Here is a 22540-nt window from a genome sequence, read left to right on the forward strand (position 1 = left end):
GGGAGTACATCGAGATTTTTTATAACCGCCAACGTCGCCACTCACGGCTTGGCAACTTGGCCCCAACTGAATTCGCCAAGAAGTATTGGGAATCAGCCAAAGCGGCTTAAAGCGGGACTGTCCAGTATTGTCAGGACACCCCATGTAAACGCAGGCGAATCTGTATATATTGGCCACTTTGCCCTTGATTGTGCCTACGGCCCAACATTATGGCGCTTCTATCTCGAAGACAAAGAATCTTTCGAGAGCTATGTAAGCGAGTATGAAGCGGCTTATCCATACCTGGATCTAGATAATGCTGAGCATCGTCTTTTTACAACCAAGGAATTTGGGCATGATTTTACGCTACCGTAAGCAATACCTAACAAGGCGCTCAAGTGGGACAAAGTGCTGCGCACTTCGCCCCTTAGCTGAGCGTTAACTGTCATGAAAATCATGAGCAATAGATCACTAATAATAATTCTTACATGTTTTATGTTGGCCGGTTGTCCTCCTGCATCCTGGCATATTCAGTCAGACGCTGATCCAACCTTTGCAGTATCGGATACCTGCATTAGGTCGGCCACTAATTTTGAAGGCGTAATGGGTATCGTAAAACTAGATTTTGATCGAGCTGATGATAACTTTGAGCGGTTTCTCATAGAGACCGAATATGGCGTTGCAAATCTCGATCTCGAATTCAAGAACAATGGCATTCCAGTTGTACACTTATACCTTCATGGCGGTGGTGTTAATCCACGCTCAAAAGCACAAGAAGGTGGCAAACAATTTCTAAACAAACTAATTCAACATATACAGCAGTCATGCGCGAGTCACAGTTAACAAGGTCAAGCAGCATCGCCCCTTCGGGGCTGGACAGCTTTTCCGCAGCTTCGCTGCTCCAAATCTGCCGCTGTTTGCGGCGTTATGAGCACTAGCATGGCAAGACGAATAAAACTTTCAGCGCTAATGACACTACTCGCAATAGTGTTAAGTGGTTGCCCTCGAATAGCAGAGACAGATATCTATAACAATACTGGTGTATCAATATCTTTAAATAGCGGGGGAAGTATCACTCATATTTCCCCTGGCGAAGTAAAAGTTATTTCATTTGCCTCAAATAGTTTGGTTGTTAGTTCCGAAATCGGAGAATGGAAATACAGCCGAGATTTGATTCCCTATGGCGGCGAAGATGGCGAGTACTTCGACGGCACTGTATATTTGCAAATCAATGAAAGTGGCCAAGTCTTTGCTACTAGAGAACAAGATAAAAGGCCACAATCTGAATTTGGGGCACAGCCAGAGGGTTTTCCAATTGAACCAAGCTCATAACAAGCAAAGGCAGCATCGCCCTACGGGCTCGACGCGCTAACTCGCGCCGCTGCTTTGGGCGTTATGCGTAGGACTAATGGAACGACTAGATAAACCGTCAAGTTTCTTTGGGTGGACTGCAATTCTCGTTGGTGTATTGTTTCTATCATTGAGTATTTATTAGCTGGCGGATTTTCCTTCATCTCGCTGGCAGTCGGCTTGAAATCACTGTTAAGCACCTGAATCTTCAGATACGATACGGGCCAATTTTTGAGTTTCCCCCTCATTAAACGTAACGTAACCAACAGGAATATCTGTGTCTAATTGTGAAATTATGTACTCTGCACTTTCTGAACCAAAACCACCACAAAGCTCAATGACCTGCATACCACGCTCAATCATTCCTCTAGCAGCTAAAACAGCGTCATCATCATTGCTTACACCGATAATTTCTGTAAAAAAATCTGCTGTATCCATAACCGTTTTGTGGTGATGATAATCATGGCTTTTAGCCTTGACAATGAACCCGTACTGCCTAATCACGATGCCTCCCGGTAAACCAGCCTTTGCATGCACTGTTACAAGACTGTTAATTTTCATGCCAACCAACAAAGAATAGCAACACCACAAAGCCCAATCCAACCAGGATGCCTGGCTTTGGTTGCTATAAAAACCAGCAAACCCGCAGCGAACATTGATGCTGAAATATACTGCACAAATAATGCTGAGCCCGAAAAATCGTTGTTTGCGATACTGATAAGCATGACACCAGCAACCCATCCAAAAATGCTTGCAATATGCCACGTGGCCCACAATATACGAATATTTCCTTCACCAAGTAGTTCGCTTGTGACAGCGGGAACAATGCCCCCATCTCTGACTTTTTTGAAAATTAGAAGCTCACCAAAAATTGAATGGATTAGGCCTACGAAAATGGAAAGCAACCCTGCTGTAAGCAACAGTATATTCACACAGCTCTCTCCGTGATACACAGTATTTATCTAGCAGGTTGTTGAAAAAGGCATCCTGCCTGTTTCAAAACACGAAAAGCGAAAAATGTGATTTTCACTTTTCTCCCAAAATCAACGACTTAGGCGTCGTCGATTTTGCCGGAACATCCATATTCCGGTACCAGGCGTCGAAATTCTGCGAATTTCAACAGCCTGCTAGTAATCAGCATTATCCCAGTTACCACTTTCAGAACAATACTGCGTCAACTTGTGACTATCCTTATTAAGCCATGCAGCTACCCGTTTTGGGCAGATATCAGTAAGGCAGGAGGGGGCATTCTTTCCTTCCGACCCGGTATTAATACACAAGCTTTCCACTTGCCAAGTAAATAAAAATAAGACGCGTTACCATCTGGTAATTACCGCTCGCTCAGCCCCCACCAACAGCGGTAAATCAACTACGCTGAACATCGGAAGCCAATATCCGGGCACTGGTGCAGTATCTCCATAACTCCCTGAGGGATTGTCATTCAAGTCTCGATACAAATGGAGTCTGTACAATCGCCGGCGACCCAATTGGCTCCCCCCATTTCCGCAGACGAGGCCTTGAACCAATGAATCGATATGTAAGTAAAATCCCCCGGCGCAAATTCTTAAAGCTCACCGGCTGCTCCCTGGCCCTGCTCCCTGTCGCCATTATCGCCAGCAGCCGCGACACGCTCGCGCAGGGCAAAGCGAGTAAAGAGGCAGTGCAGTACCAGGAAACTCCCAAAAACGGGCAAAAATGCAAAGACTGCCAGTTCTGGACAGAGCCGAATGGATGTCAGGTTGTCGAGGGTGAAATCTCCCCGGAGGGCTGGTGCAGTTTGTTTGTGGTCAAACAGGGGTGACTGTCACCACACTCCTCCGACCCAGGACTACACGCTGATTGGGCCACGCCAGGGCGGGTTGCAGCTCTGAGCTGCTCGCACTGGCCACCGCCGGGGACAAGACCCCAGTTGGGTGTAGTGCGGCAACTTATTCAGCTGCCAAATTAAGAGCGGCTACTTCAGCGGTTCAGCAGGAGTCTCCGGCGGTAGCTCCACCACTTCCGCGTAGGTATAGCCCTGCATGCACCATTCGCCATTGTCCAGTTGATAGCAAATGGCGTCAGCCAGGGCGTCGCAGTCAGTAAAATCCACCACTAGTATGTCGTTGCCAATACACTGGCGTGGAAACGCCGGCTGCAATTCCCAAGGCAGGTCGCGGTTGCTGTAGGTGTAGTATTGGGGCGTACCGCGAATGTCGTCCCAAAGGCCGTCAGGACCTGCGCACCCCGCCACTGCGACCGCGGCCGTCAGGCACAGACAGCTGGCCCTACTCTGCATAGATAATGCACCGGCGGCCACCGGACACCTCGAAGCACTGGGCAGTCGGCGGACAAATAGAACCCGGCGCTAGCTCTTCCGCATTACTGGGGCAGCCGGCGGCACTGCTTCGCCCTCCCCGGGTCGACTGTACCCGGGGTGGTGGCGGTGCCTCATTGCGATAGCTGGCGCTGCGCGGCAGCGGCTTGCTGTAGGGATAAATCACATCATCGCGGGTATCTGCCACGCCGCAACCGGCCAGAATTATCGCGGTCGCCAATGCGGCAGCTATCGGTATCAATTTCAACATCTTGCACCTGTCGCCGTATCGTGGAGAAGAATCAGTAAAAACGGATTACCGGGAAAAACCAGCAGGGTCCACTTTTGCCGGACGCCACCCCAGCGGGGCAGTGGCGCTCTGACGAAGCTGCCAGACCTTGCGTCTGCCGGTAATAACCGGCCTCGACAAAATTTGCATTTGGTGCGGCCTGGTCTGGATTAAAGAAAAAAGGGTCATTGTCATCGTCGTTGTCGACGGGAAGGAGGATACACCCCTGCAGTGCCGCTGCGGCAGCGATGGGCACCGCAAGTTTCCCTGTACGCCTCATATCCGAATACCTCCGACTGTCAGAGTCGCACCTGCTCTGGTCACCTCCTCAGTGTAGCTGGCGGCAGTTTTCACCGCCGGGTCAGCGAGCCAGATATGCGCCTAAATCAACATAACCGTTATAGCACCCAGATCATCGCCCTTATGGAAGAACCCACAAGGCAGTAGTCACACCCCAAAAAAACACAGTGGTTAGGGCCAGCCGGTACTAACTGAATTGACCATGCCGTGACAGGAAAAGTGCCAGTAGAGACACGAGGAGAGTGGTTTGGTTGTTCCGAGCAAACGACGGGTAACGAAGAGTGCCGCCTTCTCCGCCACAACCCGAAGGACTGCTATACACTCGCCGGGCGTAAAAATACCCGGGCAGAATAATGGCCACAGGAACAGGCTCGGGAAAAAAGAAAGGGAAGGACGACCAGCGCTGAGACTGGCCGCCCCCGGGTTACAGCATCAGTCTGCGCACGTCGCTCAGCACTGTCACCAGATAAGTCATAAAGCGGCCGGCGTCTCCCCCGTTCACTGCGCGGTGATCGTAGGACAAGGCCAGCGGCAGCATCTGCCGCGGTACGAATTCCTCGCCGTTCCACACTGGTCGCACGCTCAGTCTGGAAACTCCCAGGATGCCGACTTCGGGTGAATTGACGATGGGCGTGAAGCCAGTGCCACCAATAGCGCCCAGGCTGGAAATGGAAAAGCAGGCACCCTGCATATCCCGGGGCTTAAGCTTGCCTTCGCGGGCGGCGGTCGCCATGGCTGTGGCCTCTTCCGCCAATGTGTACAAACCCTTTTTATCCACATCGCGAATCACCGGCACCATCAGGCCTTTGGGCGTATCCACCGCCATGCCCACATGCACATAGTCCTTGCGCACCAGGTGCTCGCCATCGTTGTGCAGGGACACATTGAAGCTGGGCTCGGCGCGCAGGGCAGCCGCCACCGCCTTGAGCAGGAAGGGCACAGGGGTAAGCTTTACACCGCGCTTTTCCGCCTCCGCCTTCATGGACTTGCGGAATTTCTCCAGCTCAGTGATATCCGCATCGTCGAACTGGGTGACATGGGGCACATTGAGCCAGTTGCGCGACATATTGGCGGCGGTGATTTTGTGGATCTTGCTCATGGGCTCCACATTCACCGGGCCGAACTGGCTGAAGTCGATATCCGGCATCTTGGCGATACCGAGACCGCCGCCGACGGCACCACTCTCGGCCCTCTTCACCTGCTCGCGAATATAGAGGTGCAGGTCATCCTTGGTCACGCGGTTGCGCGGACCCGTAGGCTTCACCTTGTTCAGGGTGACACCCAATTCCCGCGCCAGCTTGCGCACTGCAGGGCCGGCGTACACCTGGGCGGCTGCGGTGAGATCCCGCTCCAAATGGTGATCTTTCTGTGGCGCTTCCGGCGGTTCAACGGATTGCGGCGCCGGTTGCGCTGCGCCCTGGACCGGTGCCGGGGTTGCCGGCGCCGCCGCTGGAGCTGTGGCATCAGTTCCGGCAACCACTTTCAAAACACCCAGTGTGTCGCCGGTGGAAACCTTGTCGCCCTCTTTGACAGCGATGGAAACCACTGTGCCCGCGCTGGGGGAAGGTACATCCATAGACGCCTTGTCACCCTCCACCACAATCAGCGAGTCGCCCTCCGCCACAGTATCGCCGGGCTGCACGCTGATCTCGATCACATCGACCGCATCGGCACCGCCCAGGTCCGGGACCTGTACAGTTTCCTCCTTGGGCTCTGCACCAGCCGCCGCAGGAGCTTCGGTAACGGCTTCAGGAGCCGGGGCAGCTTCCTCCGGGGCAGCTTCTTCCGGGGCAGCTTCTTCCGGGGCAGCTTCTTCCGGGGCAGCTTCTTCCGGGGCAGGAGTTTCAGCAGGCTTCTCCGCAGGGGCTTGTGCCGCATCGGTTTCCATTTCCCCGATCACATCCCCTTCCGAGACTTTGTCCCCCTCCTTCACCGCAATGCTGAGGATTTTGCCCGCCACCGGGGCCGGCACGTCCATGGAGGCCTTGTCGCCCTCCACCACGATCAGTGAGTCCTCCTGCGCGACGGTATCACCGACCGCAACGGTGATTTCGATCACATCAACCTGATCGGCACCACCGAGGTCAGGCACTTTAATGACTTGTTTTGCCATAGGAATTCTGCCTTCTCCTAGCTGATGCGCGGGTTAACTTTGTCGGCATCGATATTGAGCTTCACAATAGCCTCGGAAACTTCCTGTGCGTCGATGACGCCCTGCCTGGCCAAGCCGTTGAGCGCGGCAATTACCACATAGTTACGGTCCACCTCAAAGAAGCGGCGCAGCTGTTCACGGCTGTCACTGCGACCAAAACCATCGGTACCCAGAGTGGTGAGTTCACCGTCGATAAACTCGCGCAGTGGCTCCACATAAGAGCGGATGTAGTCTGTGGAGGCAATAACCGGGGAATTATTGCCTTCAAACTGCTGGGTGATCCAGGCTTTGCGCGGTTCGGCTTGCGGGTGCAACATATTCCAGCGCGCCACATCCTGGCCCTCCCGCGCCGCTTCCACAGCGGAGGTGAGGCTCCAGGTATCGGAGGTCACGCCAAACTGGTCGGCGAGAATATCCGCCGCCGCCAGCACTTCCCGCAGAATGGTACCGCCGCCGATCAGCTGCACATGTTTCTTCGCGGCCTTGCCCTTGGCGCCCTTCTTAGCATTGGACCTGAGCTTGTAGATACCGCGGATGATGCCCTCTTCCACGCCCCGAGGCATTTCCGGCTGGATGTAGTTTTCGTTCTCGATGGTGATGTAGTAGAAGAGATTCTTCTGCTCCTGGTACATCTCCACGAGGCCGCGCTGGATTATCACCGCCAGCTCGTAGCCGTAAGCCGGATCGTAGCTGCGGCAGTTGGGGATGGTGGAGGACAACACATGGCTGTGGCCGTCCTGGTGCTGCAAGCCCTCCCCGTTCAAAGTGGTGCGGCCGGCAGTGGCGCCGATCAGGAAACCCCGTGCCTGCATGTCGCCGGCGGCCCAGGCCAGGTCGCCCACGCGCTGGAAACCAAACATGGAGTAGTAGATATAGAAAGGCACCATGGCTACGCCGTGGTTGCTGTAGGCGGTCGCCAGCGCCATCCAGGCGGACATGGCGCCAGCCTCGTTGATACCCTCTTCCAGTACCTGGCCTTTCTTGTCTTCCTTGTAATACATGATCTGGCCGTGATCCACCGGGGTGTAGCGCTGCCCCTGGGAGGAGTAGATGCCCAGCTGGCGGAAGAGCCCCTCCATACCAAAGGTGCGCGCTTCGTCCGGCACTATCGGCGCTATGTTCTTGCCGATGTGCTTGTCTTTCACCAGTGCGGCGATGGCGCGTACAAACGCCATTGTGGTGGAAATCTCCCGCTCGCCGGAGCCCTTGGTCAATGCGCTGAAAGCGTCCAGGCCGGGCACTTCCAGTCTGGGGCACTCAATGGGACGGCGCGGCACCGGGCCACCCAGGGCCCTGCGGCGCTCGGCCATGTATTTCATTTCCGGGCTGTCCGGGGCCGGGCGGTAGTAGGGTACCTCCTCCAGCTCCTTGTCGGACAGGGGTATGGCAAAACGGTCGCGAAAACGCTTGAGAGCGTCCAGGTCCAGCTTCTTCACCGAGTGGGTATCCATCGCCGCCTCACCGGCGGCACCCAGGCCATAACCCTTGACGGTCTGGGCCAGGATCACGGTGGGCTGGCCCTTGTTGGCCATGGCTGCGGCATAAGCCGCGTAAACCTTATAGGGATCGTGGCCGCCGCGATTCAACTTCATAATCTCGTCGTCGGTCATATCCTTAACCAGCTCCAGCAGCTCCGGGTACTTGCCGAAGAAATGCTCGCGGGTATAGGCGCCGCCATTGGCCTTGAAGTTCTGCATCTCTCCATCGACCACTTCGTCCATGACCTTCTGCAGCAGGCCCTTGTCGTCCTTTTCCAGCAGCGGGTCCCACAGGCGCCCCCACAATACCTTGATCACGTTCCAGCCGGCACCGCGGAAAACCCCTTCCAGCTCCTGCACGATTTTGCCATTGCCGCGCACCGGACCGTCCAGGCGCTGCAGGTTGCAGTTGACCACGAACACCAGGTTCTCCAGCTGCTCGCGCCCCGCCAGGGAAATCGCACCCAGGGTTTCCGGCTCGTCGCACTCGCCGTCCCCCAGAAAGGCCCATACCTTGCGGTCGCCACGGGGGGACAGGCCGCGGGCGGACAGGTAACGCATAATATGCGCCTGGTAGATGGCCTGGATGGGCCCGAGACCCATGGAAACGGTGGGAAACTGCCAGTAGTCCGGCATCAGCCAGGGATGTGGATAGGAGGACAGACCGTTGCCGTTCACTTCGCGGCGGAAGTTGTCCAGTTGTTCTTCGTCGAAACGCCCCTCCAGATAGGAGCGGGCATAGATACCCGGGGCGCTGTGGCCCTGGAAGAAAATCAGGTCACCGCGCTCTTCGCCTTCATTGCCGCGAAAGAAATAGTTAAAACCCACGTCGTAGAGAGTCGCCGCGGAGGAGAAACTGGAAATATGACCACCCAGGCCATCATGGTTCTGGTTAGCGCGCACTACCATCGCCAGGGCATTCCAGCGGATCAGGGAACGGATGCGGCGCTCCATGAACAGGTCCCCCGGCATACGCTTTTCCGCATTGGTGGGAATGGTGTTGCGATAGGGGGTGGTAATGGCGGCGGGAAGCTTTACGCCCACATCCGTGGCGCGGTCGGAGAGCTGTTTCAGCAGGAAGGCGGCGCGTTCCTTGCCACTGTGGCGGATTACCGCCTGCAGCGCATCCAGCCACTCCTGTGTTTCCAGGTTGTCAGTTTCTTCGTGCATCAAGTACTCCTCGGCGAATCCTGCGACCCGAACCGGATCTGATTTATCCGGCCCGTCCATACCCACCCGGCGCGCCGCGCCGGGCACTCTGCTCCGCCTGTCGCGAATTGGAGGCGACGCCTGTGGCTGGCTGTTGGGCAAAATACAGTGCGGGCAGAAAATGTCTTCCCGAATTATCCCGGCCGCGCCAATTCACCCCTTCACATGGCAGAAATGCAAAGTGAGCAGCCTCCCGGTGTTACCGGAAGGCCAGTGGAGCAATCGCTCCCCCCTGCCAGGTCTATCTGTATAAAAAATGGCTGGCGGCCGGCCTGAGAGAGCAGTTGCGTTGGCACCATCCTCTCCCGAATCCCGGGCGGAGGCGATTGTAGTATTACTACAGCGTATTTTCCAGGCGACACCTTTGGTAACAACTAAAACCATTTTCAAAGACAAAAATCTTTATTAAACTCCAATTCATAAAATTTGCTACCGCAAACGGGGGAAATACAGCTACAAACTGCAATCGGAGATGGCTGTTTTGGTCACAGTCTCATTCCGCCCGGGGCTTCTGTTATTCAGCCTAGCCCAGGTAATGCCAATTCCTCCCGGCTCGGGGGGGGGGGCGAAAGGAGAGACGGCCAATTTAGGGGGGAGGATCACAGTCACAAGTCTTTGCCGTTTGGGCAGAGCCCCGCGCAAGCCCTTGAAAAGCAAGCGATTCTGTGAATTTGCCCGGGTTTTCAAGAGCGACAATCCAATGGGTGAGAAATCATCCAATGGGTTTCCGAGATAGTAGGAGAAGCCAGGACAAGCCCAAAAAGCGCAGGCAACGCCTGCGCTGACCAAGGGATGTAAACAGCTAAACTCTGTCAATCACACGCCGGCGCCGACCAGAAGGATGCCTGGGTAAAACCCGTCGCAGTGGCACTCGAAGCGGGAAGCACAGAGGAGGTGCAGCCATACCCCATCAAACTGAAAGTAGCACTGCTGGTTGCATCGATATTGTCACAATTCAGGGTGTTATAGCCGGAGCCGATAACCACATTAGTAAACGAGGCATTAGTGCCCTCTTTCAGTTTAAATGGTACATCAGGCAGTGAGCTGGAACCCACATAACTGATGCTGACGTTGGTCACAGTACCGGAGGCTTGCGGCAAAGCAGCGGGATTGTTGGGGTTGCTGGCCAGTTCAAAGGCGTGATCAGCACCGAGACCCGCCCCGCCGTCATCCTGAACGAGATTGATGTCGGTAAGGGAACCCCGATAACCCTCATCCCAATCCACGCTGTCGTCCTCATTGCAGGTCAGCCAAAGCCGGTTCACCCCAACATTTCCGCCAAAGAACTCGACACCGTCGTCCTGGTTGTTATGCACATGAATATTATTGACGGTGGTAGCACTGCTGACCGCATAGAAGGTAATGCCATTGATCTCACTGTCGGGCGCCACCGTACTGCCACCTTCGGCTACCACCACATACTCCAGAGTACCGCTGCTGGCGGTATTCAGGAATTTGCCACCCCCATAGTAGAAATTGGCATTCACGCCTTCCTGGACGCAAGTGTCCAGGCCGGCGACACTGGGGCACTGGTTACTCTCGGCAAAACCGGCCAGAACCAAGCCGCCCCATTCACCGGAGCCATTGAAATTATTATCCAGGGAGGAAAAAACAATAGGGTCTAAGGCAGTGCCCACCGCCTTGATGGTGGACCCGCGAGAGATCACCAGCGCCGATTGACTTACCACCGCGCCGGCAATTTGGGTGCCCGCCTCAATGCTCAGCTCCGTATTGTCCACAGTGGCTGGATCGGAATTTTGCGCATTGCCATTGCCCACCTCTACAATGCCCGGCAGGGTCCAGACAATAGGAAGTCCCAGGGTTGCGCTGTTCTTTGCCAGCACTACTGTATCGTTGACGGCGATGGGAGTGGGCAGGTCACACCGGACATAGGTGCCACTGTTAAATGCCACTAAGCCGAGAAAGGTGCCATTGGAATTACAGTCTGCATCCAAACCAAGGGTAGTAACCGCTTGGGTACCGGAAGACATGATGGCCATGCCAATGGCTAATACAAGCTTTTTCATTAGATTGAATCTCCGTTGAAAAATCAAATAAAAGGCAAACTATTTTTAATTGCCCTAACAGGATAAATTTACCGCGTTTTGTCCGACTGTTTATGCCCGGACCAAATTAGAATAAAGATGTCATATGTCAGTATGTTTGCGTATAAATAATCTTTGCATATAACAGCAAATGAAAATCAAAAAAGCCGGCAATATGCCGGCTTCAATATAAATAAATAAATTTAATCGGCTCTTATTTCGCCACCGGAATCAGTAACAATAAAGTAATCCAAGGCTCCAAAATAATCGCTGTTGACAAGAAATTGATTATCCTGATCCTGGGAGCCGGAAACCTGCATAACCGCTTTACCAAGATTAATCAGGTCCGGACTGGGATAGGGGAGACCCTCCCATTGTTTGAAAACCTCTAATTGGTCAATGCTATTGTGATCGTTTAACTTACCTCGACCCACCACCCAACCAAAATTGTAGATTTCCGCATCGGCCAAACTGGGGTTAGCAATGGTTGAACGATTACTCACGGTACCTGGCACATTGGCAAGCGTTTTGGCAACAAAGGCACTGTTAATGGCCTGGTTTACCCCGTTGTTACCAGACAGAGATTTGCATCCGAAGGCAACCTGGTCGAAAACAATGGCCTCACCCAACAGTGGCAGCACAGTGCTATCCGCCCGAATACACCGGTCTGCAATGGCATTGCCAAAAAACGGGGAATCATCCGCCTTAGTCGAACCGACAATGCTGCTGTACAGGTAGAGACCAGAACCCCGTGATAATTCTATGGCAGTACTCTCCACTTCCGGCCGGCTGGAATTGAAGTCCCGGCCATCCGCAGCATAGAGAGTAAGATTGGCCAGGGTGGGGGCAGAGCGCGGCAGCGCATCCTCAGAGCCAACCTCACCATTGCTCCCGCGAATTACCGGATAATACTGCCAGTTGCCGCTCTCATCCCGATAGAGCGTATCGAAAAAGCTGGGGTCGGCACTGCTAAAGGCTCCGACTAAAGGGAGACCATTAATATGTACAGTCTGCATACTGCCGCGGTAGCCGTGGTTCCAACGAATGGCACTGCCCGCCCCCACTTTGGCGATATTGACGTTACGCAGATTCACCTTGCCCCCCTGGATATCGATCGCCGCCCGGCCATTGTTGTCGGCACCCCAGGCATCCAGGCCTCCTGTGAAAGTTCTACCAAGACTGAAGTAAAAATTTTCCAGCCGCCCCCCCTGGCCAACACTGTTCAATCGCAGGGAACCTCTCTGCATATGCAGGTTTTCAACCCAAAGGTTATTATGCGTATCGTCATAGCCGCCGTAGTAACCAAATTCCCCCTCTATATTGCACACGCCATTGGCCGGGCCTGTGGTGGCGTCCGGGCACTGGTTGTTGCTGGCGAAGCCATCCACAATCAGGCCGGTCCAGTTGGCCACGTCGAGATTCAGTGGCTGCCCAGTATCAAAGATAGGCTGATTATCCACTAATAGACCCACCAGGTTTACCGGGCCTGCGGCGTCATCATCCTCCGGATTCGCCAGGCTCCTGTCACCCATAATCACCAGTGCGCCCCCGCGGGTAATATGCAGGCCTGCACCCTCGGAGGCCATTATGATAGTGGAGGCCTCGATACCGAGAGTTACCGGATTAGCCTTCATGGCCTCCACCTGGGCGCTCTTGGTGAGCGGGAAATGCCCCTCGCCAATCCGCACCAGTCCGTTCAGTAGCCACAGGGTCAGGGCCGGGTCCCGCTCTACGGCATAGCCCGGATACAGCTCTTCAACCACCTTGCTACCACTGGCGATCGCTTCCGCATCCACGCCGGTATAGGCAGTCAGCAGGAAATCCTCGGTAATAGTGCCGCGCAGCCCGCATACCTTGTATTTGGAAAAATAAGTTTGGTTGCCGACGGTTACGCCCGGCACAGTTCGGTTGCGGTACACATAATCGTCTTCCAAAACGCCTTTGAAATCGCATTCTTCCGCCAACAGGACACCCACAGAATCGCTCCAACCCAGATACCAGTCGTCCCTGGAGTCCACCACCGCGCCCATATACAGGGGCGATTTATCCAGGTAAGCGGCAGTGCTCCCCGCGAGAGTGAAATCAATCGGTGAGGAAATTCCAGGTATACCCGCGCCACTGGGCACGAAGCTGCTATCCAGCACCGCCGAAACCTGATAGACACCGCTGAGATCCCGCGTTTTTTCCGCGAAATCACCACCAGTGGAAGACTCCTCGTCGGAAGTTACCGTGGCATCGCAGTCGAGTATCACATTGTCAAAATAAATCTGCAGCGGGTCCGAATACTGAAGATTGTTGGTGGACAGGTCGTCAATATCCAGGCAGTTGCTGAAATCGGTCACCACCGAGTTGTATAACAGCAGTCCGGAACCCTGCTCCAACAGGATAGCGCTGGCCGCTGCTTCGGCGCCCTTGATAGTGACATTGGCCAGCACTGGGCGGGAGCGTGGACTGGCGTCGTGGTCCGTCGCATCGTTGCGCCCCAGCAGAGCGTGTCCCCTACCCCGATCCCCGGTGTTTAAAATCGCGTACTGCAGGCCACCCCGGTAACCGCCGCTCCACTGTACCTGGTTGCCAGCCACATTGGAGATCAGCAAATGCTTTATATTGACCGCGCCACCGATCAACTCCAGTCCGTCGCTGTCCGAATCGGAAATATCCAGGTAATCGACCTGTCCGGCTTCGCTAACCTCCCGCATCGCCAGTGCTGTTTGATCCCCGCCCACCCCCAACAAGCGCAGGTAGCTGATGTCCACAAACTGTTCCCGGGCCAGACGGCACAGATCCTGACCACTGCAGTTTTGCGCCAGGCCCTGAATCGCCACCCCCCCCCAGCTGCCCCCGGGGTCCTGCGGCGCCAGTTGCACCGGTGACTCGGGAGTACCCTGCACACGCAACACCACATCGGGGCTGAACGCCAGGGAGGACTGCTCACCCAGCAGCAGCTTGGAATCTCCATCCAGAACCACCTGCTGCGGCTGCGTTAGTGCCGCCTGCTGCTGCTGTTGATCAAGAAGGCCAAAGTCACTGCCGAACGTGAGCCTTCCCTTTATGCGCCAGGCCACCAATTCATCGTTAATATCGTCGTCAAAGTAAAAATTGTCGTTTACTCTGCCGCTCAACTCACAGACGCTGTAGCTGGAGGTGCCGATGTTCAGGGTATCCTCGGTCTGGGTCCCCACACCGTAGCAGGGCGCGTAATAGAGCCCCAATTCATAGCCGGATTCCACCTCCAATGAAGTTTTGAGAATTATGGGTGTAACACCGATGATAGCGGGGTTTCCAAAACCCAGGGTGGGCGTCAGATCCGGATTCAACTGGTAAATATTGGTCCCGCTGGCGAGTACCTGATCGGCGAAGTCAACGCCCCCCCCGCTCTCTTCAGTGGGGGAGGCGCAATAGAAGACGCTGTTGGTGGACTCCACCATCGTACTGGCATCGTCCACTTTGAGACAGTAGCCAAAGCCCTGCACCGCCACATTGTTCATTGAGACGCTACCGCCCCCGGAAAACTCCAGGGCTCCGCCGCCGGTCAACGCCTTGTCCACCAACACCAGTCTATCCAGGACAACCCCCTCCTGCCCCTCCGCTTCGCCGACCGCTGCGGCGCTGTTCTCTCCCCTGAGGGCGGCGGTCTCGGCCTGATGGTAAATCAGTGAATTCCTCACGAAACCGCCAAAACCCCCCAGCCAGTGGATGGCATGCCCCTTATTGCCCATGGCATAGGTGCCTATTTCCATAGCACCACCGCGCAACTGCAGCCCTCCCCTGCCGCTATAAAAAACACCGCTGGGAGCTGGATTCTGGCCCAGGTGCGGCGCATTGACTGTTATCGCCGCTTCCAACTGCGGACCCTGGATAGTTTCACCCCCGGCTTCGGCTATCCAGCCGGTAAAGCCGGTGACGCTGGGGTTGGAAAACGCACTGGAGTCTTTCAACAGTATGTCTGCCTCCCTGGACTCCTGCAGCGACAGGCCGCCGAAAAACCCCCAGTCGCCCTCCACATTGCAGAAGTTATCCGCGCTCACGCCTGAGCCACAGTCCGGATGGTAGCCGATACCATTGACCACCAATCCCCCCCACTCCCCACCCCCGATGTTGTCGTCATCGATGGATACGATATTCGCTCTCAACAGGCCATTCCGGTGCACCACCACCAGGCTGCCGGCGCGAGCGTACAACTTGTCCTTAGTTTGCGGCATCTCCAGCTCGTGCAGATCATCCCCCTGCAGTTCCGCCAAGGTCCGGTAGGGCTTGCTGGTTCCCACCTCATAGACACCATCCAGCACCCACACCAGCGGTGCGTAGTTGTGGGAATTCTTCAGCTTGACCCTGGTGAGCCGGCTCAACTCTGTACTCAGCAGACACGCCTGCGTCATCACACCATCCACAACAACAGGCTCCAGCGGGGTTCCCACTACACCGCCGTGCACCACTTCGCACTGGGCCAAAGCCACATCCAGTGGCTCCTCCTGCGCCAACTCGTCGGACCTGTCCGCGGAGCAGGCCGCCAGCACCAGGGTCAATCCCGGCAGCAACAGACTTCGCGCCGCCCAGTTTGACATGGCGGAACAGTAATTTTTTTGCGCTATTGGTAAAATTCGCCGTAGCAGCTTCATATTCTTACCCCGGTAGTCTTGGGTTAAAGGAGCGCCGTTATCAAACGGACCAGCAGTGGCCGCGCTGGAAAATACACTAACCACATCTAAACTGCTGGATTCAGTTCCAGCCTGTTTGGTATTTCAAACTCAACTTTCAGCCGCGCCCGCCCGGCACCCGGCAAGCTCTGTACCTGCCTGCGTACAGGGATACTGGATCGCCGGGCCGGCAAGCCAGTGAAAACGGTTAAAAATCGTAGCCTGCCTGAAGTTTAAGGGTACGGCCGGTAGCGTAATTCAGGTATGGGGTATCGTAATTTTCATACCTGAGGTCATGCTCCTCGTCGAGAATATTTCCCAGAGAAGCAGAAAGGGACAGGCCGTTAAAAAATTTTTTCTTGTAAATCAGTTTCAGGTCATCGTAAGGCTGGGCGTAAACGTCGGATGGAATCGATACCAGACCGGGGTTCGCCACCGCCAGTTCTCTGCCCCTTGAGTTCAGTACCAGGGTCAATTCCTGGCCGCTATCGATATGGTCATACCCCAGCTGCAGGTTGCCGACATAATCCGGCTGCCCCTGCAGCGGTCTTTCCAACTCCCGCGCAAAAACACCGCTTCCCTCGACAACCTTTACCGAAGAGGTGATGTCCGCATAATTGAATTGCACAAAAATCGCGTGATCATCGTTGTGGCCAAAAACAAACTCCCGACGCACATCCAGCTCTGCGCCATAAACCTCCGCCGTCTCTGCATTGTCAAAGGTATAGTAGTCAAACTTATCGCCAATCCTGTCAAACCGGTTTTCGATGGCGTTGAACAGTTCTTTGGAAAATATTGCGAAAGTGACAGATTCTGTTTCCGAGGGGTACCATTCGATACGCACGTCATAGTTTTTGATCCGCGCCGGCTTGAGCAGAGGATTTCCCGTATAGCGTTCAAGCGTTTCAATATCTGTAAATGTCCTGGGCACCATCTCGTAGATCTCCGGCCAGCTGACGGTTTCAGACCAGGCCGCCCTGAGTTGCAGATTATCGCTGATGCTATAGGTCAGGTTGATGGAGGGTAGTTCATAGCTTTCATCCAGCAGCGGTGTCATCGGCTCTATGGTGTAGGCATACTGCTCCGCAGCCAGATCAAAGGTTTCCTTTCTGACTCCGAGGTTGACCCTGAACTTGTCGTAAATCTCCAGATCCGCGAGCAGATAACTGGCACTTAAGTCCTGCCGCACTATATAGCTATTCCCAGAGAGCCCCTCATCCCGCGTCGGCAACAATTCGCCCACACTCAAATAGAATCCATCCAGCCCCGGCCTGCCGAGGATATATTCCGGCAGATAGATTTCTCTGGGATCCACATTCTCTAGATTAGACCCCGTGGCAAATCCCTTTAACCTGTAGTAATAGTAATAGCCTTCACGATCGCGCCGTAGCTCATGCGTGCCGGCCTGTAGTTGCCCAGAGAGCCCGTAAAGATCCGTAAACGGAAAACGTATATCCAGGCGATGACCGTTGTTTTTCTCCTGCATTTCCTCCCACAAGTGGTAGTCGTGGGCACCACTGTAGCTATCATCCGGACCCTGGCTTTTGTAGGCGTACTGGGTAGCATTGGGGCGGAGGTATTCCGTATTGGCCTTCATCAACTGCCAGTCGATATCCACCGAATCCAGATAGGCCAGTGGCTCCAATACCCCAACCTCAAAACTGTGGTTTCCCCACAGCTGGTGGCTAAGCAGCTCTTCCTCTATCCAGTCCACCCGCTGATACTTGAACCGCTGTATATCCTCCGCCTTTACCGCTTCAATATCTTCGCCCAATGCCAATATTAATTCTCTCCTTTCAGCTCTATCGGGCAAGTCGTAACTGGTTTCGATCTCAGCGGAGTTGGTGGTATGACGGAGTAAGACATTGTTGATGCCAAAACTGTGACGCTCGCCGGGATCCCACTGGAGGTTGAGCATGGCGCTTGCATCGATCACATTGTTGCTATCGTCCGTTTCACCCACCCGCTCTAGAGACAACCCCTTTTCTCCCGTTCTATCCAGTTGGAAACTGGAATAGCGAAAGTTGGTCTTTCTATTGCTGCTCCACTTGTTGGAATAACGCAGGGCACCGATAAGACCCAGGCGTTGCTCTGCCAGGTCCCAGGAACGGCCTCCATTGAGACTGATGGCCGAATCCATCGGTGCGCGGCCCGAATAGATGGCGTTATGTTGCAGGCTTTGTCCCATGGCCTTGATCGCTTCCTGGTCGAAACCGCCGTAACCCTGTTCGCCATCCTCGATATTGATCCAGTCCCCCAGGGTGAGTTGCAGGGCGTCCGGCAATGCCCGGCTGCCATCGTCCATTCCCAACCAGTCTTTATCCCCCTCGGTGGCAGACATCTGCATATCCTGGCCATGCATCTCACTCCTGCTGGCGGAATAGGACACTTTCAGAAAGGGTTCATCGGGAATTTCCCGCGTGCGCATACTGATATGACCGGCAGTGGCGCTGGCCGGAATATCGGCAGTGGCACTTTTCTGCAGGTTCAGGCTGCGAAGAATTCCGGCTGGGAAAATATCCAGCGGGAGATCCCGCCGCGCCGGGTCCGTGCTGGGAAGCGTGGCACCGTCGAAATCAGTTGATTGGTAGCGGCTTTTCATGCCTCTGACTACGGCATAGCGGTCGTCCTGCAGAGAGACGCCCACAACGCGCTTTATAGCGCTGCTGACCATAGAATCATCAAAGCGGGAAATCTGTGAGAAATCTATGCCATCCGTCACCGCTGAAGCGTTGCGCTCAAGTTCGATAGAATTGTCTCGCTGGTAGCGGCCAACCACCTGAACCTCCTCGATGGCCTGAACGCCGGATTCGTTGAGGTCATCCACCGGGTCCATTTCGATATGGGTCAGAAGGTTGAGTTTTGCCAGTACCTGCAGGCTGGCCAGGCGCAATGTGCGGTAGTCCGGGTGCGTTACCTCCAGTTGGTAAACCCCCGCCGGCAGCTCCAGGCGGAAGCTTCCGTCCCGGTCTGTTACCGTCTCCTGACTGCCGTCCAATACCTGCAGGGTTACATTCCGCAAGGGGCGGCCAGTATCTGAAGACACTGCGACGCCCTCAATGCTACCATTGTTGAATTCAGCACCTCCGGTACCCTGTTTCAGTGTGCCATCCCCGTTCAACTCAGCTAAATCCACTTTGCGGATCGTCTTGACCGCGCGCCCGCTGCGGGAATCCATATGCACGGTTACAAAGGCCGCCTGCTGGTTCAGAACTGAAAACTCATAGGGCACCCACAACTCCGATATCCCGACCCGCAGACGATAGCGTCCAGCATCAATATCCGGCAGAAAGAGGCTGGCCCGACGCTCTCCCGACTCCACCACCGAGCCATTGAGCTGCACTATGGGCCGCTCCGCCGGCGCGCCGTCCAGGTAAACATCCAACCTGAATGCAGCGGACTCTGCGTTACAGGCAATCGCCATAGCCACAGCAACACACAAACACGACCGGAAAAATTTGTCTTTGACGCGATTTTTCATAAAGTGAACCTTCCCCTTTGGAAAATGACACCAATTAAGACAACTTATGAGATCACAACCGGTTGCGACATTACCTGGCGGTGGCCACTGACGGATAGGAGGAATTATCGAAATACTGAAAAGCCGCTCCTGAGCAACTCGTCAGCAGAAAATCAAGTCGTCTGATTGGGAGTATTGAAGTTGATGAGGGTTAAAGTTTTATGAAGAACCCATTGCAGCAAAACAAATTTTAAAGAAAATAGTGCGCCAATGGATATTTGGCCTTTATTGTTATAAGAGAAAATTTAACTTTAATGGAATTAATTTTATCGTCGCAATAATCCACAACATTGGTTAATATTTTTATTATGGCGCAAATTACAACTTTAACCGGAAATCAATTTAATGCTTGTTTTCTGTGCAACTTTAGACGTTTGTATCACCATGCCCTCTATAGAGGGGGATTCGGCGGGCATGAATTCGACTTACCACCCGCCAACAGCCAAGACGATAAAACTCGATAACACCTATTATTAACCTGACACTTCAACCGATAATCAGCCATCAGCGGAAGGCAAGAATGATCCAGGGACGAATTCCACCAGCCTGCCTAGGGCCCTTACGGTTGGCGCTTCTGGTAATTTTTCTGTCCACACTCAGTAGCTGTTCCGGGGTCCAGTTGGCCTATAACCAGTTGGATCACTGGATAGGCTGGCAGCTGGATGATTACGTCGATCTGTCCCGCGACCAGAAAGAAGACCTGAAAACCACATTGGTACGCTTCCACCACTGGCATCGACAGACCCAGTTGCCCCACTATGCCGAGTATTTGACCCAGCTTGCGATCGGGCTGGAGGCCGGCAATACACAGCAAATATCCCTTCCGACTGTGGAAACAAAGGCGCTGGAATTCTGGCGACGGACTTGGGATCGCCTCTGCGATGACCTGGCACCACTGATTGCCAGCCTCAATGATGATCAGATCGAGCAACTGGATCGAGAGCTGAGCAGGCAGCGGGAAAAATGGCTGAAAAGGTGGCAAAAGCCCCCGGAGGAAATGGTGCTTTACCGCGACCGCCAAGTCCGCAAGCAGAGCAAGCGCTGGCTGGGACCGCTGAACCACGGGCAGGAGGCATCGATAGCAATCTGGGCAGAGGTCTCATACGACCCTTTACACCATTATCGTCAGCGACAGTTGTGGCAAAACCGGTTTGTAGAACTTTTACGCGACAAACCCAAAGGCTATCAACAGCAACTAAGGGCGATGATGATGAACCCCGCACAGCTTTGGCCGCAGGAGTACCGTCTCCGACAGGAACAACGCCGTATCAGTACGCGCCGCCTGGCTGAAGCGATCCTCGCCGATACCAGCCTTCGGCAGCGTAAATATCTGGCAGGCAAACTGCGGGATTACGCGGAGGATTTCCGCGCTCTTTCCGCACAATGACAACGATCACAGGCCATTGTGCCACTTGGCACAAGTTCCTTCACAACGGATGACGCCACCGGGCACGACTGCTAAGCTCCGGGCTTTCGGGGGCCGAGGGAGAAATAGCGTGTATATCGACTCCGCCAGTCGTGAACAGCTCGTGGAATGGGAAGAAGCTCTAAGCGCGCAGTATCGCCGTGTCTGTGACCACCAACTCAGCCTGGACCTCACCCGGGGCAAACCCTCGGCGGCTCAGCTGCACCTGGCCGACAGTCTCGACGGTATTCTGAATGATGATTACCGGGCATCTGACGGCACGGATACCCGCAACTATGGCGGTCTGACGGGGTTGGCCTGTGCGCGCGAACTGGGCGCAGATATTCTCCAGGTGCCCAGTGCAGAGGTCATAGCTGCCGGCAACAGCTCACTCACTCTGATGTATCACGCCGTTCTGACCGGCTACCTGTTCGGTTTTGCCGGCCACACACCCTGGCGCGAATTGAAGGCACCCAAGTTTTTGTGTCCGGTACCCGGCTATGACCGCCATTTCGCTATTTGTGAACAACTCGGGATCGGCATGGTGACTATCCCGATGACGGCCACGGGACCGGACATGGCTGCCGTTGAAGCCGCCATCAAAGACGACCGGGAAATCGTCGGTATCTGGTGTGTGCCCAAGTTTTCCAATCCCACGGGTGTCACTTACAGTCTCGAGACGGTAGAGCGCATGGCCCGCCTGGGGCAGTCCAGCCACCCCGGCTTCCGGATTTTCTGGGACAATGCCTACGCCATCCACGACCTGGGGCGCCAGGTCAATCTGCCCAATATCCGTACAGCGGCAATGGAGTACGATACTCTCGATTCAGTGCTGCAGTTTGCCTCCACCTCCAAAATCACCCATGCGGGTTCAGGGGTGGCGTTTGTCAGCGCCAGTCCCGCCAATCTCGCTTCCCTTAAAAAACAGATGGAAGTGATGACCATTGGGCCGGACAAGGTAAACCAGTTGCGCCACTCGCGCCTGTTCCCGGAATTCACCCGCTTGAAAGAGCATATGAAGAGGCATGCGGAAATACTGAAGCCCAAGTTTGAGTGTGTGCTGCAGCAACTCGAAAGCCATCTGGGCGATTCGGATCTGGGGGCATGGGAAGCGCCCGAGGGCGGCTACTTCGTTTCTTTTAACACCCGGCCCGGCTGTGCCGCCTCTGTGGTGGAGCTGGCCGCCGACGCCGGGGTAAAACTAACCCCGGCCGGAGCCACTTTCCCCTATGGTGAAGACCCGCAAGACCGCAATATCCGTATAGCCCCCAGCTTCCCGCCACTGGAGGAACTGGATACCGCCATGTCCGTACTGGTTTTGTGCATCAAGCTTGCCAGTGTGCGTCGTCAGCTCGTGGCATCCGGATGACCGCGGGATGTAAACCGACAGGTAGCGTCTGGCAAATTTGGGCTCTGTCTGCTCCAGATCCACCACCACCAGACCGTCGACTGCATAGCAAGAGGATAGCACCGCCTCACTGCCAAAATAGTCCGGCTTTGCCAAAGCAATTCCCAGCATATGGAATGGAAGAAAAGACCTCTGTCGAATTTGCGAGTAATTACAGACACACTCTCTATCAAGCCACATCAACAGAGTGCTCGATGCTCAGACGCCGGAGTGGAGGATAAGGCTCTATCGCAACAATATTTATCCGGCAACTTGCTTAGTTGCCGGATAAATCGGCATAGATTGTTCTCTTTCACGGCCTCCCTGCCTGCGAAAAATTACAGGCAATTACTAGGGCCTGTTAACACTAATTAGCCGGTCAGCGATCAATGAAAAGTTGATGAAGAACTTAAAAACGACATCCAACTTATCAAATCGACTAAATATTCTTCGGAAACCTTTCAAGCGGCGAAACAGACGCTCTACTTCATTT

The 22540-nt window shown here is 54.6% G+C and carries 16 protein-coding genes; 6 read left to right on the top strand and 10 right to left on the bottom strand.

What is annotated here, in order from left to right; all coding sequences use genetic code 11:
• The 3 genes from AB1S50_RS16805 to AB1S50_RS16815 form a co-directional block, all read left to right on the top strand.
• Positions 1-110, top strand: a 110-nt coding sequence (locus AB1S50_RS16805) for an IS3 family transposase (RefSeq protein ID WP_367149665.1), incomplete at its 5' end; no start/stop codon positions are given.
• Between the two features lie 316 nt (positions 111-426).
• Positions 427-822 carry a hypothetical protein gene (locus AB1S50_RS16810; protein ID WP_367152199.1) on the top strand — a complete coding sequence of 132 codons (396 nt, stop codon included), beginning with the start codon at positions 427-429 and terminating at the stop codon, positions 820-822.
• A 96-nt stretch (positions 823-918) separates the two neighbouring features.
• Positions 919-1311, top strand: a complete 393-nt coding sequence (locus AB1S50_RS16815; protein ID WP_367152201.1) for a hypothetical protein — start codon at positions 919-921, stop codon at positions 1309-1311.
• A 210-nt stretch (positions 1312-1521) separates the two neighbouring features.
• Here the strand turns inward: AB1S50_RS16815 and AB1S50_RS16820 are convergent, their stop codons facing one another.
• Both AB1S50_RS16820 and AB1S50_RS16825 read right to left on the bottom strand, forming a co-directional pair.
• Complete coding sequence (locus tag AB1S50_RS16820) at positions 1522-1890, bottom strand: DUF6506 family protein (protein ID WP_367152202.1); 369 nt, start codon at positions 1888-1890, stop codon at positions 1522-1524.
• Positions 1887-2261, bottom strand: coding sequence for a hypothetical protein (locus AB1S50_RS16825; protein ID WP_367152203.1), 375 nt, complete (start codon positions 2259-2261; stop codon positions 1887-1889). The genes AB1S50_RS16820 and AB1S50_RS16825 overlap by 4 nt, the downstream gene beginning before the upstream one ends.
• A gap of 593 nt (positions 2262-2854) precedes the next feature.
• On the opposite strand from AB1S50_RS16825, the gene AB1S50_RS16830 reads away from it, so the two are divergent.
• A complete protein-coding gene (locus AB1S50_RS16830; RefSeq protein ID WP_367152204.1) occupies positions 2855-3130 on the top strand; it encodes a high-potential iron-sulfur protein in 276 nt (91 codons plus the stop codon).
• Positions 3131-3283: 153 nt separating this feature from the next.
• On the opposite strand, the gene AB1S50_RS16835 is transcribed toward AB1S50_RS16830, so the two are convergent.
• The 8 genes from AB1S50_RS16835 to AB1S50_RS16870 form a co-directional block, all read right to left on the bottom strand.
• Positions 3284-3607, bottom strand: a complete 324-nt coding sequence (locus tag AB1S50_RS16835; protein ID WP_367152205.1) for a hypothetical protein — start codon at positions 3605-3607, stop codon at positions 3284-3286.
• On the bottom strand, positions 3597-3896 hold the full coding sequence (locus tag AB1S50_RS16840; protein ID WP_367152206.1) for a hypothetical protein: 300 nt from the start codon (positions 3894-3896) through the stop codon (positions 3597-3599). The genes AB1S50_RS16835 and AB1S50_RS16840 overlap by 11 nt, the downstream gene beginning before the upstream one ends.
• Positions 3897-3927: 31 nt before the next feature.
• Positions 3928-4194 (bottom strand): hypothetical protein, encoded by a 267-nt coding sequence (locus tag AB1S50_RS16845; RefSeq protein WP_367152207.1) that lies wholly within the window; start codon positions 4192-4194, stop codon positions 3928-3930.
• A gap of 444 nt (positions 4195-4638) precedes the next feature.
• Positions 4639-6327, bottom strand: coding sequence for a dihydrolipoyllysine-residue acetyltransferase (gene aceF / locus AB1S50_RS16850; RefSeq protein ID WP_367152209.1), 1689 nt, complete (start codon positions 6325-6327; stop codon positions 4639-4641).
• A 17-nt stretch (positions 6328-6344) separates the two neighbouring features.
• Entirely contained in the window at positions 6345-9014 is a 2670-nt protein-coding gene (gene aceE, locus AB1S50_RS16855) for a pyruvate dehydrogenase (acetyl-transferring), homodimeric type (protein WP_367152210.1), read from the bottom strand.
• A gap of 851 nt (positions 9015-9865) precedes the next feature.
• Positions 9866-11080 carry a hypothetical protein gene (locus tag AB1S50_RS16860; RefSeq protein ID WP_367152211.1) on the bottom strand — a complete coding sequence of 405 codons (1215 nt, stop codon included), beginning with the start codon at positions 11078-11080 and terminating at the stop codon, positions 9866-9868.
• A 221-nt stretch (positions 11081-11301) separates the two neighbouring features.
• Entirely contained in the window at positions 11302-15663 is a 4362-nt protein-coding gene (locus tag AB1S50_RS16865; RefSeq protein WP_367152213.1) for a hypothetical protein, read from the bottom strand.
• A gap of 280 nt (positions 15664-15943) precedes the next feature.
• Positions 15944-19159: a TonB-dependent receptor domain-containing protein gene (locus AB1S50_RS16870; protein ID WP_367152215.1), complete on the bottom strand. Its 3216-nt coding sequence runs from the start codon at positions 19157-19159 to the stop codon at positions 15944-15946.
• A gap of 661 nt (positions 19160-19820) precedes the next feature.
• Between AB1S50_RS16870 and AB1S50_RS16875 the strand changes: the two genes are divergently transcribed.
• The gene (locus tag AB1S50_RS16875) at positions 19821-20642 is read left to right on the top strand and encodes a DUF6279 family lipoprotein (RefSeq protein WP_367152216.1); all 822 of its coding nucleotides are present in this window, start codon (positions 19821-19823) and stop codon (positions 20640-20642) included.
• 109 nt (positions 20643-20751) lie between these two features.
• On the top strand, positions 20752-22029 hold the full coding sequence (locus tag AB1S50_RS16880; protein WP_367152218.1) for an aminotransferase class I/II-fold pyridoxal phosphate-dependent enzyme: 1278 nt from the start codon (positions 20752-20754) through the stop codon (positions 22027-22029).
• Positions 22030-22540 lie beyond the last annotated feature (511 nt).

This window comes from Microbulbifer discodermiae, assembly GCF_040742695.1.
Classification (GTDB): domain Bacteria; phylum Pseudomonadota; class Gammaproteobacteria; order Pseudomonadales; family Cellvibrionaceae; genus Microbulbifer.

What these genes read in the sequence shown, in the direction of transcription:
- AB1S50_RS16810 (WP_367152199.1), top strand. Translation starts at nt 427, where the DNA reads ATGAAAATCATGAGCAATAGATCACTAATAATAATTCTTACATGTTTT.
- AB1S50_RS16815 (WP_367152201.1), top strand. Translation starts at nt 919, where the DNA reads ATGGCAAGACGAATAAAACTTTCAGCGCTAATGACACTACTCGCAATA.
- AB1S50_RS16820 (WP_367152202.1), bottom strand. Translation starts at nt 1,890, where the DNA reads ATGAAAATTAACAGTCTTGTAACAGTGCATGCAAAGGCTGGTTTACCG.
- AB1S50_RS16830 (WP_367152204.1), top strand. Translation starts at nt 2,855, where the DNA reads ATGAATCGATATGTAAGTAAAATCCCCCGGCGCAAATTCTTAAAGCTC.
- AB1S50_RS16835 (WP_367152205.1), bottom strand. Translation starts at nt 3,607, where the DNA reads ATGCAGAGTAGGGCCAGCTGTCTGTGCCTGACGGCCGCGGTCGCAGTG.
- AB1S50_RS16840 (WP_367152206.1), bottom strand. Translation starts at nt 3,896, where the DNA reads ATGTTGAAATTGATACCGATAGCTGCCGCATTGGCGACCGCGATAATT.
- AB1S50_RS16845 (WP_367152207.1), bottom strand. Translation starts at nt 4,194, where the DNA reads ATGAGGCGTACAGGGAAACTTGCGGTGCCCATCGCTGCCGCAGCGGCA.
- aceF (WP_367152209.1), bottom strand. Translation starts at nt 6,327, where the DNA reads ATGGCAAAACAAGTCATTAAAGTGCCTGACCTCGGTGGTGCCGATCAG.
- aceE (WP_367152210.1), bottom strand. Translation starts at nt 9,014, where the DNA reads ATGCACGAAGAAACTGACAACCTGGAAACACAGGAGTGGCTGGATGCG.
- AB1S50_RS16860 (WP_367152211.1), bottom strand. Translation starts at nt 11,080, where the DNA reads ATGAAAAAGCTTGTATTAGCCATTGGCATGGCCATCATGTCTTCCGGT.
- AB1S50_RS16865 (WP_367152213.1), bottom strand. Translation starts at nt 15,663, where the DNA reads ATGTCAAACTGGGCGGCGCGAAGTCTGTTGCTGCCGGGATTGACCCTG.
- AB1S50_RS16870 (WP_367152215.1), bottom strand. Translation starts at nt 19,159, where the DNA reads ATGGCGATTGCCTGTAACGCAGAGTCCGCTGCATTCAGGTTGGATGTT.